The sequence below is a fragment of the Sarcina sp. DSM 11001 genome (assembly GCF_900101015.1).
In the GTDB taxonomy this organism is placed as follows: domain Bacteria; phylum Bacillota; class Clostridia; order Lachnospirales; family Lachnospiraceae; genus CAG-791.
On the sequence record NZ_FNFZ01000013.1, the window covers coordinates 43031 to 61327 of the forward strand.

The window sequence follows — 18297 nt, forward strand, 5'->3', positions numbered from 1 at the left end:
CCCCTTTTCAGATAACATAATGCTGAGGGAGAAATAACTGTGACTGACACGAAAGACACGAACGGCAGAAGAGACAGAAGAAACAAAAGAGACAGAAAAGACACGAGGAGCGGGACCGGCGGAGACAGAATAAGCCGGGTCAGAGAGATGGAGGCCCGTCTGAACAGGATCAAAGCCTGGCTTGACGGCTATGTTACACAGGACATAGTGGAGGATGTCCGACTCCTGTCCGAGTACTATCAGGGACCCCTGTGGCGGTCTGATTTTGAAGCAGATGAGGCCGGGGAGTTTCCTGCTGATCTCCTGCGAGGGGTCCTTTCGGAGGATGGAATTTACAATGTCCTGACGGAATATGAAAAACTCCTTGAAAAAGAGCCCGGAAAAGAAGAAACAGGGGATAACGAAGGTAAAAGGGAATAGAGAAACAGAAAATAACGAGAAGATAATAATGAAACAGAAAATAACGAGAAGATAATAATGAAACAGGAAATGATATAACCTGGGGATGATAAAGATATAACCGGGAGATAATGAAGATATAATCAGGAGAAAATGAAATAGAAGATATACAAAAGACCTGCCCGGCAATCCTCTGCCGCGGCAGGTCTTTTCAGGAGAAAGCCTTTCTGCGCTTATAGACTTAATATGCAGCTTTGCTGCGTTAAATTCGTTGGTCTGATACGGGCGCTCAATGAATTAGTGCGCTGTTACACAGCGGGTTCATTTGCATATGCTGTTCTGCGGATCGCGTTTTCCACGGGAAGACCTATGATTATGACTGCAGCCATTTTGATGATGTTGCCGGGGATGAAAGGGATCACACAGGCTGCAAGCGATGCTTCGAGAGTCATTTCTGTGATGAACATGAACCATGCCGTTCCAATGACGTAGAGCACGATATTACCGGCTGTCATACCAAGAATCATGAACAGGATCTTCACAGGTTTTTTGGCGGTTTTGCCATACTTTTTATAGATGAGTCCTGTGAGCCATGCGCAGGGGATATAACCGATAATATAGCCCCCTGTCATACCCAGCACAATTCCGAGTCCGCCGGTCCAGCCTGCCAATACGGGAAGTCCAACCGCCGCCAGAAGAACATAGATCAGCTGGCTTAGTGCACCCAGAGGACCGCCTAAAAGGACACCTGACAACATAACGGCAAAGGTTGCCAGCGAAACCGGCACTCCGCCTGCCAGCGGAATGGACAGAGGCGCCAGTATACAGGTGATCGCTGCACACATAGCGCACAGTACCAGGTTTCTTGTATTAGAAAGAGAATTGCGACTGATCATTGGATGCCTTCTTTCTACTTCATTGTCCTGACAACTACTTTACTGTTTCAAAAAAAGAATGCTGTCAGCATGTGGATGTTAAATGGTCAAATAGACACAAAGGAGACACTGCATGAAGTGTTGGGTAGAAAAGACTGACTTACTGCAGTGCTCCTCGTGTTTCTAAATGATGACTTAAGGATACATTATAAAAAATGAATTGTCAACTTAAAAATCAATCTCGGGTTAACAAATGGTTAACAATATGACTTTCGAGCCGTCTGGTAAACCTTTTCAGCTGCCGGCAGGCCTTTCATGATGCCACAGACCTCCAGTTCTGCCGGACAGGCCTCTGCAGCTCTGCCGGACAAGCCTCTCCGGCTGCCGGCAGGCCTTTCATGTTGTCTTGATTAAAAATAGTAATGATGATAAAACATAATAAAACAGCTAAACAGAATGATAAAAATGTTGAAAAGGCATTTCTTTCTTTCTCACTTGCATTGCGCCCCTCTCATGGATGCGGGAATCGAAGAAATCTATAAAGCGAAGCAGCAGAGTACCACATCCATAGGAGCTGCTGCACCGCATGGGGGCGGAGGTTCATGCCAACAGGAGGAAAACCAATGATCCCGGTCATTGATATGCATTGTGACACTATTTCCGCAATCTATAAACGTCGTTGGAGAAACGTAGAAGCCTGCCTGCGGGACAACACCCTGCATCTGGATCTGAAGAGAATGAAGGAGGCGGGGTATATGGGGCAGTGCTTTGCCCTGTTTACATATATGCCTTCGATACAGGAAGAAGGGGAGGATCCGTTTGAATATGCGAAAACACTTTCTGAAACGCTGGACGCAGAACTTGCCGCGAACGCTGATCTGATCAGGCCGGCGTATTCGGCAGATGATATCCGACAGAATTTCCGCGGCGGATTCCAGTCCGCGATCAGGACGATCGAAGAGGGTGCTGTATATGAAGGGGATCCCGAAAAGATCCGCTGGTTTTATGACCACGGTGTCAGAATGTCGACTTTGACATGGAACTTTGAGAACGAGCTGGCTTATCCGAACCGGTATATCCAGTCTCCCGGGACCGGTCTGTTTCAGGCGATCCCGGAGACAGAGCGCGGGCTGAAGGCGGCGGGGCGTGACGCTGTGCAGCTCATGGAGGAACTCGGCATGCTCATCGATGTCAGTCATCTCGGCGATGCCGGCATCCTGGAAATCCTGGATCTTGTTGACGCGCATACTCCGGTGATCGCTAGCCATTCCAACGCCCGGACCGTCACTCCCCACCCCCGCAATCTGACTGACGCTATGCTCCGGAGCATAGCGGAACACGGCGGTGTGACCGGCATCAATTTTTGCGCAGATTTTTTGACTGAGGATAAAAAAGGCAGGAGCCGGATCAGCGATATGATCACTCACATCCATTATATCCGCAATATTGCCGGTATTGATGCCATCGGCCTCGGGTCGGATTTTGACGGGATCGGGGACGAACTGGAACTGAACGGAGCAGGAGATATGCAGAAGCTGGCCGACGCTTTGTCCGCAGCAGGATTTACCACCGGGGAGATTGAGAAGATTTTCTGGAAAAATGTGATGCGGGTGTTTGAAGAGGTGCTTGGCTGAGCTGTGTAGAGATTCAAGGAGAAGAGTTGAGATGCAGACTTCGGAAAGCTTTAGGCTGAGTGCGATCCTGTCCTTTTCTGGTGGATTACAGGACGCATATACTTACAACGTAAGGGATCACGTATTCGCAAATGCGCAGACGGGCAATGTAGTACTCATGAGCCAGAACCTGATGTTGGGAAATTTCAGGACAGGAATGCACTATCTGTTTCCTTTGTTGTCCTTCGCTGCGGGAATCATGGTTGCGGAACAGATTGAATACAAATACAAGCAGAGCAGAGGAGTCCATTGGAGACAGATGACACTCATCCTGGAAGTTATCATACTGGGCCTTGTCGGATTCATGCCTCCGGGGCTTAATATGATCGCGAATATGGCGGTCTCTTTTGCCTGCGCCATGCAGGTGCAGACCTTCAGGAAGGTGCATGGGTACGGATACGCGAGCACAATGTGTATCGGCAATCTCAGGAGCGGAACGGAGAGTCTGTCCCACTATCTGAGAAACAGGGACGGGACTTCCTCCACCAAAGCCCTGCTCTATTTCGGGATCATCCTGGTCTTCGCCCTTGGTGCCGGAGTCGGCGGTGTTCTGTCGCATAAATGGGGGATCAGAACCATATGGATCTCCCCGCTTCTTCTCGCCATTGTTGCAGTGATGATGAGAAGAGAAAGTGAATGAATATTGGAATTGTCCGGACGGAGTTTCTGAATAAAATGGTCTATATTGTTATACTATTTGACTTAATCAAGCGGAAAATACCGGTTTCAGGAAGTTTTGATCCATGAAAAGGTTAAACAGTTTGGCCATTTCTTTATAATTTCTGTCCTTAATCATTCTTATTTTTGACTGATCTGAAGGGTATTATCTGTTCAGCTCAGGGACAAGATTTAAAAAGACCTGCTGCAGGTCTTTTTTGCTGTCCAGGGTAATAATACTATTCAAGACTTAATTTAAGACTCTCTTGAAGAGATCTGCTGTCTGATCAGAAATAAAATCGGATCAGAAATAAATAGGTGTGATGGCACATTAAAATATACTGTGGGAATGTTATTGATGCAGCGATGGAGCCTGTGAACACATCATAATAAAACGTTACAGCAAAGGGGGTACTTGTGGAAAAGAAAGGATTTTTCGTATCGCTGGGGAAAAGAAAACTGGGTGTGGTCCTGAATTTGTTCTATGCCTATATGTCGCTGGGACTGGTCCTGATCATGCTGGGAGCGATCCTGCCGGACCTCAAGGCGGATTACGCCCTTTCCTATCAGGTGGGCGGAGCGCTTCTGTCGGTCCAGTCTGTGGGATATGTCCTGGCCGGTCTTCTGGCAGGCTATCTGCCGCTGCTGCTGGGAATCAAGGTGTCCTATATCCTGATCCAGCTGTCGGTGACCCTGGGCTTTATCATGCTGCTGATCAGCGGCAATCCTGTCTGGCTTCTGATCGCAATGCTCCTGATCGGCGTTGGAAAAGGCGGCATCACAAATTACAATAATCTCCTGATGAATATTTACAGCGAGGGGAATGCCGGTCCTCTGAATATACTGCATGCCTGCTTTGCCGCAGGCGCTGTCATTGCGCCTCTGATCGCTCTGGCTGTGTCCGGCTGGCGGATGGCAGTGATCATTGGATGTGTCTGCTGTGTGGCCTCTCTTGTGTTCCTGGTGCTGGCCGGTTTTTCAGACGCGGATCTCGAGAATGCTGATTCTGCTGATGCTGCAGCTGCCGGGACAGAAGAGGGCAGGAAGAAGAAAGTGGACTACGGCTTTTTAAAAGAAAAACTGTTCTGGGTCACGGTCCTGATCTGCTTTTTCTATCAGGCTGTGGAAGCCTCCTTTATGGGATGGATGACCAGTTTTCTGATCGATACGGGGGTCATGGAGGCCTCTCTTGCCCAGTTTACCACCTCCGTTCTCTGGCTGGCCCTGATGGCAGGCAGGCTCCTCTGCTCCGTTGCCGCCAGAAAATTCAGACCCCTTCACATGATCCTGGCCCTGACGCTCATTACAACCGTGTTTATGATCCTTCTTCTGCTGAACCGGTCTCCGGCCGGGCTGATCATAGCGACTGCAGGGATCGGTCTCGGCATGTCAGGCATGTTTGGAACCTCTGTCTCTAACGCGGGAGATATTTTTTCAAGGTATCCGGTCTGTATGGGATTCTTTGTGTTTCTTGCCAGCATGGGTGCCATTGTGGCTCCCGCGATCATCGGGGTCGTCGCCAATAAAGCGGGGATGCATACCGGTATGTCCACACTTCTGGTTTTTGCGGCCTGTATGGTCGCGGCAGCGGTCGTGAATCTGCTTATGCAGAGACGGGAGAAACAGGCCTGACAAATCAAAATCCCCTGTGAGGTACTGAACGCCGTGCAGACTGATGCAGGAATGATCAGAGCATGAATAAATGACATGGACAGATGATATGAAATCCCCTGTGAGGTACTGCGCGTGATAGCGATCAATGCAGTGCTTCACAGGGGATTTTCTTTTGCTTTTTGGGAAAAAATACAAAACAGGAAGACAGTTCAGGATTCCTCCACAGGCGGGATCTGCTTCTGCGGGACAAAGGCATAGCGGACAAAGCTGTTGACCTGGCGCATTGTGTCAAAACATGCGATGCAGACCTGATTCCCCATTGTGCCGGCAAGCGCGTCAGGCATGCGGGTCATCATGGCGAGATTGGCGCCGTATTCGGTTCCGATCTCTTCGAGGGAATGGGTGTAGGGGATCTCGTCCCTGCGGCCGCAGTAGACACAGAAACGTTTGGGACCTGAATAGGTGGTGCGGCTTTCATCAAAAGCGATCATATCCGCCCAGATCCTGAAGACATCCACGCTCTGGGAGTAATTGAGCATATCGGGTGTAAAACCGCCGGCCGGGCGCATGTTCACTTCGAGACCGACGACATCTCCCACATTTCCGATGCCTTCCTTGTCCTTTGTCAGGCGGAAGAATTCCAGATGGAAGAAACGGCTCCGCACATCGAAGGCCTTGAGGACGCGTTTTCCGGCATCTTCGATATCCGGTGCGACCTGTTTGTTCACATAGTAATACACGGGTACGCCTTCATTGACCATGTCCATGATCGAATTTGGAGAAATGTGGCTCGCGGCAAAGAGCACTTCTCCTTTTGAGTTGATGACACCGTCATAGGTTTCCACCACACCGGTGATATATTCCTCCATGACATAGGGCAGTTCAGGAATCTGGTGGAAAAACTCCCGCAGGTCATCATCATTTTCCAGACGCCAGGTGGCGAGGGCACCGACACCCCGGTCGGGCTTTACGATCACGGGATATCCCACCTCGTCAATGAAATGCTTTGCAGTCTCCAGATCGACGACCTGCGAATAGCGGGCAGCGGGGACACCGGCTTTTTTATAATATTTTTTCATGGCCGTTTTGGACCGGTACCGCATGATCTGGTCGGATTTGAGTCCGGTCGTGATGTTGAAGTCCGTCCGGAGTGCGGCATCCAGTTCCATCCAGTACTCGTTATTGGACTCGACCCAGTCGATCTTTCCGTATTGGCCGGTGAAATAACCCATCGCCCGGATCATATGGTCATAATTCCTCATGTCCTCTACTCTGTAGTACTCGGTCAGAGCATTTTTCAGCCTGTCGCTAAGGCTGTCGTAGGAAGCATCCCCGATTCCGAGTACATTGACTCCATTGTCATGGAGCCCTTCACAGAATCGTTCGTAGGCAGTCGGAAAATTAGGTGAAATAAAAACAAAATTCATGGCGTACCTCTTATGAAGAAATCCCCGGGATGATCCCCGGCGCGCAAGACTCGCGAGCGAGTCTTGAATGTTCATTCGTCGACCAGTAACGGCAGGAGCATTTCCAGTATAGCACTCACAACGGGGACATGACAATCAATGGATGAATAATCGAATACCCGACGAATACCGGATTGAGTCTTCCCTGTGCGATTTCCCCGTACGATTTTCCTGTGAGTTTACCTGTATGGTTTTGCGGTAAGTTTTTCAGTAAGTTTTTCCGCAACAGCGGGTTGCTTGTCAATTCTGTATCTGCGTTTCATAATAAGTATGAATAAACAACGAGTCAAGCGGCTGCAAATGCCATGCTCGCATGAGCATTTGCAGACATTTGACGAGCGTCCAAACATGAGGAAGAAGCCGTTTTGCGCGCGTTTTTCGTGCAAAACGAGCGGATTCCGAATGGTTGGAGCGATGCGAGAGCGCCCGTGGCGTGGAGCAGCGCGTAGTTTATTCATACATGTTTGCGGGCACTTGCCCATGGCCGCAAGCAGGAATAAAAAGACAAGTGCGGCCAGCTGGAGCTGGCCGGTATATGAATTTACACACGAAAAAACGTGCTTGTACGAGGAGGTGCAGTTCCATGACAGTGCAGAATATAATCAGAAATTTACGTGAAAAGCACGGCCTTTCACAGGATCAGCTGGCGGGGCGTGTGATGGTGACCCGGCAGGCGGTGAGCCGCTGGGAGACAGGAGAAACACAGCCGAATACAGATACTCTCAAGCTCCTGTCAAAAGAATTTGATGTGTCGATCAACACACTTCTGGGCAGCCCGCGGAAGCTGATCTGCCAGTGCTGTGGCATGCCCCTGTCGGAAGACGGTATGATCAGCAAAGAAGCGGATGGAAGCTTTAATGAAGATTACTGTAAATGGTGCTACGCGGACGGGACCTATACCTACAGCGACATGGATGATCTGATCGATGTATGCGTCGGACACATGGCAAATGAAAACTTTTCTGAAGAACAGGCCCGTTCCTATATGAAACAGATGCTGCCCAAACTGGATTACTGGAAAAGATATGATGAACTGAGTGACGGCGGGCAGTTTGAGGCATTTAAAAAGCAGTTGATCGAAGAGATCAATGCCCTGCATATCGAAGGGATGCCAAAAGTGGAGAAGCTGAACGCTCTTGTCGGAAAGTATGTCAATCTGGCCTACCGGCTTCCGGGTGGAGCCAGTGTCAAATTCCTGGATGACAATACAACTTATCTGGGGAATCAGCTGGAACCGGAGTTTGGCGGGGGTCGGTGCTTCGGCGTTCTCGCCAACATGGATTTCATCCTGGTCTCCACTTATGGAAAGGATGGTGCTGATCCGGAACTGGTCCTTTACAAAAAAAGGTGATCTGCCCCGGGACGACGCCCGGAGCAGGCCGGGAGTTATGCGCCCGGTATCGATAAACAGCTGACGAGCTCTGTAAGAGCGGCTGTAAACCTATGCTGTAAATTTATGCTGTAAATCTATGCCGTAAACCTGTACTGTAAACCAGTCGTTCAGCAGCCGTTACAGCCGGGTACAGCAGGTTTTCATATGTTGTCAATTTCCTGTGATTTGATATAATAAATCATGACGGATTCAAAATATCCTCAAATTATTCAAAATACACACATTTAGAACTCTTATAAGCCTGTAAATGAGAGGAGAAGAGGTATGATCGTCACTCTTAAAGAATTGCTGGAAATTGCCAAAGCGGAAAACAAGGCTATTGGTTCTTTTACCTGCCCTAATATGGAAATCGTGATGGGAACGATCCGTGCGGCAGAAGAGAGCCAGTCGCCTATTATCATCCAGATCGCTGAGGGGCGCTTAAAACATACGCCGCTCAATATGATCGGCCCCTTGATGGTGCAGGCCGCAAAGGACGCATCTGTAAAGATCGCAGTGCATCTGGATCACGGCCTTACTATCGGCAAAGCCAGGGAAGCTCTGGGATATGGTTTTACCTCCGTCATGTTCGACGGTTCCCATTATTCCCTGCAGGAAAATATCGATAAAACCAATGAGATCGCGAAGCTTGCCCGGCAGACGGGGGCTTCCGTCGAAGCGGAACTTGGCACCATCGGCGGCAAAGAAGCTACTGAGCGCGACGAGGTTTCCAAGTATACGGACGTGGGGGAAGCAAGAATGTTTGCGGAAAATGCCGACATCGACGCCCTGGCGGTGGCTATCGGCAACGCGCACGGTCATTACAAAGGAAAACCCGAGCTGAATTTTGAACGTCTGGCAGAATTGCAGAAAGCAGTGAATGTTCCGCTGGTACTTCACGGGGGTTCCGGAATCTCCGATGAGGATTTCCGCCACTGTATCGATCTGGGAGTCCGCAAGATCAACATTGCGACCGCCAGCATGGACGCGGCGATCACATTTGCGGGGCGCTACATGGCAGAGCCCGGCGAGCACGACTACTACCACTTTAACGAAAACATGGTGCAGGGCGTCTATGAAAATGTGAAACACTGCATCAAGGTCTTTAACAATAAAGAGCCGCTGTGATCAGACAGCATTATTAAGAATCCGGCCTGAAAAAAAACAGGGGATGGTTCTGTGCTTCCTCCCTCCCTGGAGGAGACACAGAACCATCCCCTGTCTGTCTCTTTCTGGTCCCGTCTACATCCTGGTCCAGCGTCCCTGTGGGGATCGTCTTACAGTCCGAAAGTCGGGAAGATCACATAGGTGTAGAGCATGGCGATGATCATATATTCTACCAGGATCACGAAGAATGCTTTGAAGGTGATGCGGAGTACATCGCCCTCCCGGCCGATCTGGTTGACGGTCGCGCAGGCGGCGACGACGTTGTTCGGGCAGATGAGGTTGCCCAGGGATCCTGCGGCATTCTGGCCGGCGAAGACAGTGATCGGGTTGATGTTAAGGAGCTGGGCAGCCTCCATGTGCATGCCGGCAAACATGATATTGGATCCCAGTCCGGTGCCGGTGATGAAGGAGCCGAAGGCACCGATGACAACGGCTGCGGCCGGATAGGCAGTGCCGGCGATCCCTGCGATCGTCTTTGCTGCTGTGGACATCATGCCGGTCGTTTCGGACTGCATGATGTAGGAGAGGCAGAGCAGGCTTCCCATGGTGATCATGACCGGAGCCAGAGACTTGATGGTCTCTTTGATGACTTTTTTCATTCCCTTCCAGTTCATGCCGAGAGTGATCATGCCGAGCAGGGAGCAGAACAGAATGACGACGTCCACCCATACGATATAGCCGAGGATACACATTGTCGCGAAGCCGTTTTCCGGGAAGAGGGCAGGTACGCCGTAGCGGACCAGCGGGATCAGGACCAGCATGTAGATGTAAGGGGAGAGCGCTTGAAACGCACTGTATTTCCTCTTGATATTTCCCTGAGATACGTATTTGAATTCCTTTGGGGTATTAATGGGGACCAGCTTCAGGAAGAAGATGGATAGGATGATTCCGATGATACCGGTACCCAGGGAAGTGATCTCCGGGCCGATGAAGTTGGAAAGAGCGAACATCACCAGTCCGCCGGAGACGCCGGCGAAGACCAGATAGTGAATGATGCCGCGGAATCCCTTTGGCCCGAACGCGATGAGTACGGCTATGAAGGGAACGATGAGCAGGCCGAGGGAGTTGATCCTTCCGACCATAGCGGAGTTGAGGGCGGTGGTTGAGACGCCGGCATTTACCAGCGCGGCGCCGCCGTTGATGGTGGTAAGGCCCGCGCCGCCCCATGAGGTACAGGTACAGTCACCCAGCAGGGAAACCGCGATCGCAATGATGGGGTCGAATCCCAGGGCGGTCAAAAATGGCGCAGTCAGGGCAGCCGGAGCACCGGCTCCTGCCGCTCCTTCCAGAAAGATTGGGAAAAAGATACCGATGATGATCAGCTGGACCCGGCGGTCATTGCCGGAGACCTGCGTGATCGCCGCTTTCACGTCTTCCATGGCGCCGGTGTCCTTGAGCGCGTTCAGGATCGTAAAGGCGCCAAAGACCATGACGACGATCTTGAAGCCTTCCTTAATGCCCTTCCAGACATTGGCGTCGAGTACAACGATGTTTTCCCTCAGGGTGAGCCCCGTGATATTAAAATAGGTCAGAGCCAGAAACATGCCCCATATAAGAGCGATGGGTGCGATCTTGTATGCCGACATCCGGAATGCCATGATGCCGACGAGTACGATCACGATTGGGCTGATTGCGAGAATAAAACTTAACATACGAATCCCCCGTTATAGTTAATAATGAGTACTGATAACAATGAGTACTGAGAATGCTGTATACAGCCTGAGTAATGCTGTATACAGCCTGAGTAATGCTGTATACAGGTAATGGTGAACATTGATAGTGACGAGTACAGGTGCTTTTTCTAAAAAATCGTGTCTGTTTCCCCGGCAGTTTTCTTACTGCAGGATCATCGGGTGCAGCTTCATATTTTCGCGGACATCGTCACAGCAGGCGTGGAAGGCTGCCTTCTCATCTTCAGGCAGGTCATATTCAATGATCTGTTCGACACCGTCTGCTCCGATGACAGCAGGAACGCCCACGAAAACACCGTGCTCGCCGTATTCACCGTCCAGCAGTGTGCTGACGGGGATGATCGCCTTCTCGTCGTGGAGGATCGCCGCGACCAGACGGCAGAGGGTGGTGCAGATTCCGTATTCGGTGCAGCCCTTGCCGTCGACAGTCACCCATGCATTGGCGACCGCCTGCTTTTTGACGGCGTCATTGTCAAAAACGAACCGGCTGTCTTTTTTTGCGAGATCAGCGAGTGGCTGGCCGCCAAAGGAGATCTGGGACCAGGGGATCATGATCGAATTGCCGTGTTCGCCCATCATGCAGCCGGAAATGGAATTATGAGCGACACCTGTCTGCTGGTAGAGGATATTTTTGAGGCGAGCAGTGTCAAGGCCGGTGCCTGTGCCGAAAACATGATTTCTGGGCAGTCCGGAGAGCCGTGCGATCTGGCCGGTCACTACATCGCAGGGGTTGGTGATATTGATCCAGAGTCCGTTGAAACCGCCCGCGATCACCTTAGGCACATAATCAGTCACCTGCGGGATCGTGAAATTCATCTCATCCAGCCTGTCATGGTTGGGAGTAGCCAGAAGCTCGATCTTACCGATGGCATTTACAATGATATCGACATCCGCAAGGTCCTCGTAGTTTGCAGAGTGTACGGAAACTGTGTGGGGACAGTTGGAAATGGCGTCGCGTATATCCTGCACTTCACTGCGCAGCTTTGCCTCTTTGTTGTCTACAAAAACAAGCTCGTCCACAAGCCCGCTTAGAGCCAGCGCGTAAGCGCAGTGTGTTCCGACGTGGCCAAGACCGATGATGGCAATTTTTCTCTTCTTTAACATATTGACCTTTCCTTTCCTCGGGGACTGCCCACAGATGACCTCCGAAAGCTGCAGCCGGATAAAAGCATGGCAGTGCAGCAGTATAAAAGATGCCCTGGAGTTGTAGTCATCCGCAGTTATTAAGCGGCAGTTCCTTAATTCTGCGTGTGTTACCGGATCTTGAAACGGAAAAATGAATCAATTGCGGTAAGTTACAACAAAAAACCGTTTACCAGTTTATCATATTAAAGTACTAAAATTCAATTTTTTTTTTGGAATTCTGTGTTCTGTTTTCTGGCTTTTCTTTATCTCAGCGCTTAATCCCGGCATCTAGGCACTTAATCCCGGCTTTTATTCTTCATCGCGCAATACTTGTCTCCTGTCTTCCTTCAGGTTTTTTATTGGGAACCACGTAAAAAAAGCCCCGGGTTTCGAGGCGGTCTGAACTGTGATCGTGAGATGAAAGATGAAATGAAACAATGCTGAAACAATGCGTTCTTTGCGTTGTAAAGGGTGGATGAATGAAGTAATATAGAAAAGATACAAGAAAATGAAGACAAGGAGACCGTAATGAGTTTATCTGTTCTTTTGCCGGTCATGCTGATCATCCTGACAGGGGCCTGTGTCCAGAGTGCCCTGGGGTTCGGGGCTACGATGGTCACAATGGGATTTCTGCCGCTGCTCATGGATTACGGCAAAGCCCTGGGGCTTTCGATCGCCCTGGTCACCATCAGCACAGCTTATATTTCTGTGAAGTACAGGAAACAGATCCAATGGAAGATTATGCTGCCGTTCCTGATCCCCACCGCTGTGATCTGCGGGATCGTCAATTTCCTCTCGGCGAAGGTCAGTTCCGATGTGATGTATTTCCTTCTGGGCATTATGTTTGTAGCTGTGTCGATCTTCTTTTTTGTGTTTTCAAATAAAATACGGATACGCCCTACAATCACCTCCGGGACGATCCTTGGAACGATCTGCGGCATTTCCTACGGTCTGTTCGGCTCCGGGGGACCTATGGCGGCGCTGTATCTGCTGCCTGCCACAAAAGATAAAACAGAATACCTGGCGACCATCCAGGCCTTCCTGTTTGTAAACAATACTATGATCGTGATCATCAGTCTGGTCCTGGGCCGTCTGGATATGGGGGATGTGCCCATGGTCGGCGCAGGGGTGGTCGCTCTGCTGGCAGGGACTCTCCTGGGACTCAGGATCCATGACCAGATCCCTTCCGAAATCTTTGGAAAGGTCATCTATTCTTTCGTCGGGATCGGAGGGATCTGGATCATTGTCAGCCGCCTTCTGTAGGCGGCACCCGCAGGTATGGGTTATTCTTATTTTTGTGGTTTCTTATTCTATAATTGACGTGAGGGGCGCATTACCTGTCCCTGAGGACCTCTGAGAGGGGGGTGACAGCGGCGCCCTCTGCTTCGAGCGCGCTGCGGATCTGTGTCACAAACGCAAGTGCCTTCACATTGTCCCCGTGGACGCAGATGGAATCCGGCACGATCTCTATGTCTTTTCCGTCACAGGCGGTGACTTTGTGCTCCTTTACCATGCGGATCACCCGGCGGATAGCCTCGTCCTCGTCGTGAATGACAGCGCCTTCCTGATTCCGGGGCATCAGGCTTCCGTCCGGCATATAGGCCCTGTCCGCGAATACCTCCCTGGCCGCGGGAAGACCGATGTCTTCTGCTGCCCGGATGCTCTCACTCCCGTAGAGGCCGAGAAGGATCAGCGAAGGGTCAAAGGCCTGCACAGCTTTGGCAATCGCAAGAGCAAGCGCATAGTCCTTGCCCGCCATGTTGTAGAATGCGCCGTGAGGTTTGACATGGCTGATGCGGACGCCGGCGGCTTTTGCGAAAGCATGCAGCGCTCCGAGCTGGTAGGTGATGTACGCGCCTGCCTCTGCCGGGGATACGTTCAGGTTTCTCCGGCCAAAGCCCATCAGGTCAGGATATCCCGGATGTGCGCCGATCCCGATCCCGGCATCGCGCGCCATTGCCACTGTTTTCTGCATGACCAGAGGATCGGAGGCGTGGTATCCGCAGGCGATGTTGCAGGAGGAGATCAGAGGGATCACCTTTTCATCCATTCCGATAGTATAAGCGCCGAAGCTTTCTCCCAGATCACAGTTCAGATCAACCTTTACCATATCTTTTTTCTCCTTCTCTTTTCTTGTTCCCTTTTCCGCTGTCCCCCGGTCAACTCAGTCTTTCAGATCGACATTTTTTACGTCGAGCAGCAGCATATGCCCAGGGGCGTGGGTGATCGCGAAATCCGGCTTGACGTTCATGACCACCGACTGGGGGGTCACACCACAGGGCCAGAACATGGTCACTTCGTCTTCATGAATATCAACGGGATCGCCGAATTCCGGATGGTTGATGTCTTTGATCCCGATGATGGAAGGGTCGCCGATGTGGATCGGGCTTCCGTGCACCTTGGGGAGCTGGGCTGTGACAGTCACGGCCTTCACGACCTGTTCCGGAGGGACAGGCCGCATGGAGACGACCATCTTTCCGGAAAAAACACCGGCGGGAACAGTATCGATCCCCGTGATGTACATGGGGACATTGCGGCCCATGGTGTTGTGCCGCATTTCGATGCCTGCCTCGATCATTTCCGATTCAAAACTAAAAGAACAGCCGATCAGAAAGCTCACGAGATCATCGCTCCAGAACTGTTCGACATCTGTGTATTCCCCGGTGCAGACGCCTTTTTCATAGATCCTGTATCTGGGGAAATCTTTTGCGATATCGCAGTCCTCAGCGACGAACTTTGTGAACCGGCTTCCGGTGTCCAGGACCTCCAGCACAGGGCAGGCTTTGGGGTTGCGCTGTGCGAAGAGAAGGAAATCATAGGCATGCTCTTTGCGGAGCACGATGAGATTTGCCTGCGCGTAACCGGGACACAGGCCGCTGGTGGGCTCCGTAAAACGGCCTTCGCGGATGATGTGTCTCATTTCGACAGGGGTTAAGCCTTTATAGTCGCTGATCATCTTCTTCCTCCCTTCCTGCTGTTGTTCCACTGACCCCGTCTCCAGCCGGTCCTCCGGCTTCCGTTGTCTGCAGAACGAAGTTTCTGTACTGTGATACTTTGCAGCCCGGCTGCCGGGACCCCGCTGCCCTGAGATGCCGTGTCAGATGCCTCCGCGAGGTTCCGTGACGGTCCGCCTTCCTTGAGCAATCTGCAGTGCTCCTTCCAGGCCTTGTCCGCCTCCCTCATCAGGCGCTGGGCTTCCTTTACTGTACATTTTACAAACTGCACCTTCCGGCCCGGACGGAGCTGGGCGAAGAGGGGGATGTCCACATCGATGAGTGAAGCGATCTTCGCGTAGCCTCCGGTAGTCTGCCGGTCTGCCATCATTACGATAGGTTCTCCCGTGCCGGAGATCTGAACACTGCCGTTGACGATCCCGTCCGAGAGAATATCGTAACCGTTCTTTGAGGCCACTGCCGGACCGCTCAGGCGGAATCCCATGCGGTCGCTGTGGCTGCTGATCTCATAGGCGCTCTCATAAAAAGTTCGGATCCCCTCCTCAGTAAACATTTCCTCCTGCGGGCCGGGGACCACGCGCACTTTCGTTATTCCCGAATCAGTGGAAGCACTGAGCTGCCGTTCCGGAACCCAGCGCCAGGACAGGTCTTGCTGTCCTTTTTCCGGGTGCCTCAGTCCAATGACATCTCCGGCACGGAGAGCTCTTCCTTCAAATCCGCCGATGCCGCAGCGCAGGTTGGTGCTCCTGCTGCCCATCACCTCCGGGATATCGAGCCCGCCCGCCACCGCGAGGGATCCGTAAGTGCCGGCATTTCCCGTAGTGATCCTGACAGTTGCGCCTGCAGGCACATGTACTGCCTTGTCTGCGGGGTAGACCTTTCCGCCGACATCGATGCCGAAATCTCCGCCGCAGACCGCGAGATTGACTTCCTCGTCAAATTCAAGGATCGGTCCTATGAGGCAGAATTCGAGGACGGCTTCATCATCCTGATTGTCCACCAGCACGTTCGCCATCCTGGAAGCGACCTTGTCAATAAATCCTCCCGGCGCAAACCCGCTGTTCTGATATCCGAGTCTTCCCTTGTCCTGAACCGTGGTGCGGGGGCCGGGAAAGATCACATGCATTGCCATGTTCTGCGTCACTCCTCTCTGATCCACTCATATTGATAGGTCCTGTCCTCGACCTGCTGTCTGATCTCACGGAACCGCCTCTCTGTGATCGGTACAAAGTGAATGTATTCTCCTGCCTCGTAAAGGATCGGCTTTTCGCGTTCATGATCATACAGCTCCAGTGGTGTACGTCCGATGATCTGCCATCCTCCCGGGGAAACCAGGGGATAAATACCTGTCTGGTCCGCCGCGATCCCTACAGAACCCTTCTCGAGACGCTCCCTGGGATTTTTCAGGCGCGGAGTGCTGAGCGCCCGGTCCATACCGCCCAGATAGACGAACCCGGGCATAAAGCCGAGCATGTAGATCAGATAATCCACACGGGTATGCCGGCGGATCACCTCTTCTTCCGAAAATCCCGAATGTGCGCAGACTGCCGGCAGGTCCGGACCATATTCCCCTCCGTAGCAGACCGGGATCAGGATCGTCCTTTTCTGACCGGCTTCTCCGTCTGTATCCATCAGGGAAAGCTCTTCCCTCAGGCGGTCCGCCAGTTCATCATACCCGATGACGAGGGCATTGTAATGCACCATAAGCGTGGCATAGGTCTGTACGTATTCCGAGACCCCTTCAATTATTTTGCTGCTGAGATATTTCCTGGCGATGCGCACGATCCTGCTGATCTCCGGGTCGATCTCATTTCCAAAGACGATGGTCAGGGCGGAATCCCCCACCGGCAGTATTCTGTAATCCATAAATAATCCTTTGAAATGATGAAAGGTACACTGACAGCCGTTTTTTTGACCTGACTATGCGGATCAGGCGGAAAGCAGTGCCTGAAGTCCTGTGATAAATGCGCGCATGTTTCTCGCGGCAATGAAGATAAAGACTGCGATCACGATGACGACAAGGACATTGAACCATGTCTTGTTTTTGTATTCCTTCATGATGGCGGTGTCGTTTGCGACGATCAGAAGAAGGATGCCTGTGATGGGCAGAAGCAGCGCGTTCGCGGCCTGTGCGAACAGAATGATCTGTGTGGGGCTGGCGCCCAGTGTGCAGGTGGCAAAAATACCAAATGCGAGGACGATGATCCAGAATACCTTGAAGCGGGCTTCCTTCATGTCTTCACCCCAGCCGAGAATACCGGAGGAGGCGAACGCTGCAGCCAGCGGAGCGGTGAGCGCGCTGGAGATGCCTGCTGCAAAGAGGCCGATCCCGAAGATCACAGTCGCCCAGCTGCCCAGAAGGGGAGTCAGGGCTTTGGCCATATCGGCACCGGACGCGATCGTGCCGCCGGTGGCGTGGATCGTAGCGGCGGCGCATATGATGATCGACATGGAAATGATGCCCCCGAGTCCGATGGAAATGACAGAATCAAATCTGGAATTGCCCAGTGCGTCCTCTTTGTCGCCGGTCTTTCCCCACTTGGTGGAAGCGGAAGCGGCATGGAGATAAATATTATAAGGCACAACGGTCGTTCCCATCAGGGCTGCGACCGTCATCCAGTCGCCTCCGTCCGGGACCCTGAAACCGAACAGACCGCTGAAAACAGCGCCCCAGTCCGGTTTGGCAGCAAACGCACAGATCAGGAAGATCACTCCCATCAGCACGACAAGCGCCGTGAGGAAGTTTTCCACCCGTTGATAGCTGCCGGAGAAAAGCAGGAAAAAAGCGATGATCCCCAGGATAAGCGCAAGAATGATCTTGGCGGTCTGATTGTTCGCCGCAGGGATCGCAGCCTGGATACCGAGGATCGATCCGGTAAGGTTGCCTGTCTCATAGGCAATGTTGCCGACAAAGACTGCCGCAATGACAAGAATGGAGATCAGGACACGCGCTCCGACACCTGTGAACTTTGCACGCAGAGCTTCACCCAGTCCCATCCCGGAAACAATACCGAGCCGCGCAGCCATGGACTGCATGACAATGACGGAGATGACGGACAGAAGCATTGCCCAGAGCAGTGTGTAGCCTGCCGTGGCTCCGGAAATGGAGCACGATGTGACAGTGCCGGGCCCTATAAATGCCGCTGCGACCAGAGCGCCGGGTCCCACATTCTTAATCCTTGTAGCCAGTTTACTCATACAAATACCTCCTCTATGTTATTTAATGATCCGCGCACTGATTGAAAAAACGCACGTGAATCTTCAACATTCTACTATGGAAAAACGACAGGCGCAATAAATGATG

16 protein-coding genes are annotated in these 18297 nt (G+C 51.8%); 7 read left to right on the forward strand and 9 right to left on the reverse strand.

Annotated features, from left to right (window positions below):
• Nucleotides 1-39: 39 nt before the first annotated feature.
• Entirely contained in the window at nucleotides 40-420 is a 381-nt protein-coding gene (locus BLT02_RS08480) for a DUF4298 domain-containing protein (protein WP_139187499.1), read from the forward strand.
• A gap of 287 nt (nucleotides 421-707) precedes the next feature.
• On the opposite strand, the gene BLT02_RS08485 is transcribed toward BLT02_RS08480, so the two are convergent.
• Nucleotides 708-1295 (reverse strand): biotin transporter BioY, encoded by a 588-nt coding sequence (locus tag BLT02_RS08485; protein WP_092993748.1) that lies wholly within the window; start codon nucleotides 1293-1295, stop codon nucleotides 708-710.
• Nucleotides 1296-1897: 602 nt separating this feature from the next.
• Here BLT02_RS08485 and BLT02_RS08490 point away from each other — a divergent pair.
• The 3 genes from BLT02_RS08490 to BLT02_RS08500 all read left to right on the forward strand — a co-directional run bounded on the left by BLT02_RS08490 (nucleotide 1898) and on the right by BLT02_RS08500 (nucleotide 5236).
• The gene (locus tag BLT02_RS08490; RefSeq protein WP_242869744.1) at nucleotides 1898-2908 is read left to right on the forward strand and encodes a dipeptidase; all 1011 of its coding nucleotides are present in this window, start codon (nucleotides 1898-1900) and stop codon (nucleotides 2906-2908) included.
• 31 nt (nucleotides 2909-2939) lie between these two features.
• Nucleotides 2940-3587, forward strand: coding sequence for a YoaK family protein (locus BLT02_RS08495; protein WP_092993751.1), 648 nt, complete (start codon nucleotides 2940-2942; stop codon nucleotides 3585-3587).
• A 434-nt stretch (nucleotides 3588-4021) separates the two neighbouring features.
• Entirely contained in the window at nucleotides 4022-5236 is a 1215-nt protein-coding gene (locus BLT02_RS08500) for an MFS transporter (protein ID WP_092993754.1), read from the forward strand.
• Between the two features lie 191 nt (nucleotides 5237-5427).
• On the opposite strand, the gene BLT02_RS08505 is transcribed toward BLT02_RS08500, so the two are convergent.
• A complete protein-coding gene (locus BLT02_RS08505; protein WP_092993757.1) occupies nucleotides 5428-6645 on the reverse strand; it encodes an ATP-grasp domain-containing protein in 1218 nt (405 codons plus the stop codon).
• A gap of 622 nt (nucleotides 6646-7267) precedes the next feature.
• Here BLT02_RS08505 and BLT02_RS08510 point away from each other — a divergent pair.
• Together BLT02_RS08510 and BLT02_RS08515 are read left to right on the forward strand one after the other, a co-directional pair.
• A complete protein-coding gene (locus BLT02_RS08510; RefSeq protein WP_092993760.1) occupies nucleotides 7268-8035 on the forward strand; it encodes a zinc ribbon domain-containing protein in 768 nt (255 codons plus the stop codon).
• A 306-nt stretch (nucleotides 8036-8341) separates the two neighbouring features.
• The gene (locus tag BLT02_RS08515) at nucleotides 8342-9184 is read left to right on the forward strand and encodes a ketose-bisphosphate aldolase (RefSeq protein WP_092993763.1); all 843 of its coding nucleotides are present in this window, start codon (nucleotides 8342-8344) and stop codon (nucleotides 9182-9184) included.
• Between the two features lie 149 nt (nucleotides 9185-9333).
• On the opposite strand, the gene BLT02_RS08520 is transcribed toward BLT02_RS08515, so the two are convergent.
• Nucleotides 9334-10875: an L-lactate permease gene (locus BLT02_RS08520; RefSeq protein WP_092993766.1), complete on the reverse strand. Its 1542-nt coding sequence runs from the start codon at nucleotides 10873-10875 to the stop codon at nucleotides 9334-9336.
• A 183-nt stretch (nucleotides 10876-11058) separates the two neighbouring features.
• On the reverse strand, nucleotides 11059-12018 hold the full coding sequence (locus BLT02_RS08525) for an L-lactate dehydrogenase (RefSeq protein ID WP_092993769.1): 960 nt from the start codon (nucleotides 12016-12018) through the stop codon (nucleotides 11059-11061).
• Nucleotides 12019-12567: 549 nt separating this feature from the next.
• On the opposite strand from BLT02_RS08525, the gene BLT02_RS08530 reads away from it, so the two are divergent.
• Nucleotides 12568-13302, forward strand: a complete 735-nt coding sequence (locus BLT02_RS08530) for a sulfite exporter TauE/SafE family protein (protein WP_092993772.1) — start codon at nucleotides 12568-12570, stop codon at nucleotides 13300-13302.
• Nucleotides 13303-13372: 70 nt separating this feature from the next.
• On the opposite strand, the gene BLT02_RS08535 is transcribed toward BLT02_RS08530, so the two are convergent.
• From BLT02_RS08535 to BLT02_RS08555, 5 genes are all read right to left on the reverse strand, one after another.
• The gene (locus BLT02_RS08535) at nucleotides 13373-14149 is read right to left on the reverse strand and encodes a LamB/YcsF family protein (RefSeq protein WP_092993775.1); all 777 of its coding nucleotides are present in this window, start codon (nucleotides 14147-14149) and stop codon (nucleotides 13373-13375) included.
• 54 nt (nucleotides 14150-14203) lie between these two features.
• Nucleotides 14204-14995, reverse strand: coding sequence for a putative hydro-lyase (locus BLT02_RS08540; RefSeq protein ID WP_092993778.1), 792 nt, complete (start codon nucleotides 14993-14995; stop codon nucleotides 14204-14206).
• A complete protein-coding gene (locus BLT02_RS08545; protein WP_092993781.1) occupies nucleotides 14992-16125 on the reverse strand; it encodes a 5-oxoprolinase subunit C family protein in 1134 nt (377 codons plus the stop codon). Before BLT02_RS08545 ends, BLT02_RS08540 begins: the two co-directional genes overlap by 4 nt.
• Before the next feature lie 8 nt (nucleotides 16126-16133).
• Nucleotides 16134-16859, reverse strand: coding sequence for a 5-oxoprolinase subunit PxpB (gene pxpB / locus BLT02_RS08550; protein WP_092993784.1), 726 nt, complete (start codon nucleotides 16857-16859; stop codon nucleotides 16134-16136).
• A 63-nt stretch (nucleotides 16860-16922) separates the two neighbouring features.
• Nucleotides 16923-18191, reverse strand: a complete 1269-nt coding sequence (locus BLT02_RS08555) for an Nramp family divalent metal transporter (protein ID WP_092993787.1) — start codon at nucleotides 18189-18191, stop codon at nucleotides 16923-16925.
• Between the last annotated feature and the right edge of the window lie 106 nt (nucleotides 18192-18297).

Excerpts from the sequence above, each read along its gene's own strand:
- BLT02_RS08485 (WP_092993748.1), bottom strand. The coding sequence starts at position 1,295 with ATGATCAGTCGCAATTCTCTTTCTAATACAAGAAACCTGGTACTGTGC.
- BLT02_RS08490 (WP_242869744.1), top strand. The coding sequence starts at position 1,898 with ATGATCCCGGTCATTGATATGCATTGTGACACTATTTCCGCAATCTAT.
- BLT02_RS08495 (WP_092993751.1), top strand. The coding sequence starts at position 2,940 with ATGCAGACTTCGGAAAGCTTTAGGCTGAGTGCGATCCTGTCCTTTTCT.
- BLT02_RS08505 (WP_092993757.1), bottom strand. The coding sequence starts at position 6,645 with ATGAATTTTGTTTTTATTTCACCTAATTTTCCGACTGCCTACGAACGA.
- BLT02_RS08510 (WP_092993760.1), top strand. The coding sequence starts at position 7,268 with ATGACAGTGCAGAATATAATCAGAAATTTACGTGAAAAGCACGGCCTT.
- BLT02_RS08515 (WP_092993763.1), top strand. The coding sequence starts at position 8,342 with ATGATCGTCACTCTTAAAGAATTGCTGGAAATTGCCAAAGCGGAAAAC.
- BLT02_RS08520 (WP_092993766.1), bottom strand. The coding sequence starts at position 10,875 with ATGTTAAGTTTTATTCTCGCAATCAGCCCAATCGTGATCGTACTCGTC.
- BLT02_RS08525 (WP_092993769.1), bottom strand. The coding sequence starts at position 12,018 with ATGTTAAAGAAGAGAAAAATTGCCATCATCGGTCTTGGCCACGTCGGA.
- BLT02_RS08530 (WP_092993772.1), top strand. The coding sequence starts at position 12,568 with ATGAGTTTATCTGTTCTTTTGCCGGTCATGCTGATCATCCTGACAGGG.
- BLT02_RS08535 (WP_092993775.1), bottom strand. The coding sequence starts at position 14,149 with ATGGTAAAGGTTGATCTGAACTGTGATCTGGGAGAAAGCTTCGGCGCT.
- BLT02_RS08540 (WP_092993778.1), bottom strand. The coding sequence starts at position 14,995 with ATGATCAGCGACTATAAAGGCTTAACCCCTGTCGAAATGAGACACATC.
- BLT02_RS08545 (WP_092993781.1), bottom strand. The coding sequence starts at position 16,125 with ATGGCAATGCATGTGATCTTTCCCGGCCCCCGCACCACGGTTCAGGAC.
- pxpB (WP_092993784.1), bottom strand. The coding sequence starts at position 16,859 with ATGGATTACAGAATACTGCCGGTGGGGGATTCCGCCCTGACCATCGTC.
- BLT02_RS08555 (WP_092993787.1), bottom strand. The coding sequence starts at position 18,191 with ATGAGTAAACTGGCTACAAGGATTAAGAATGTGGGACCCGGCGCTCTG.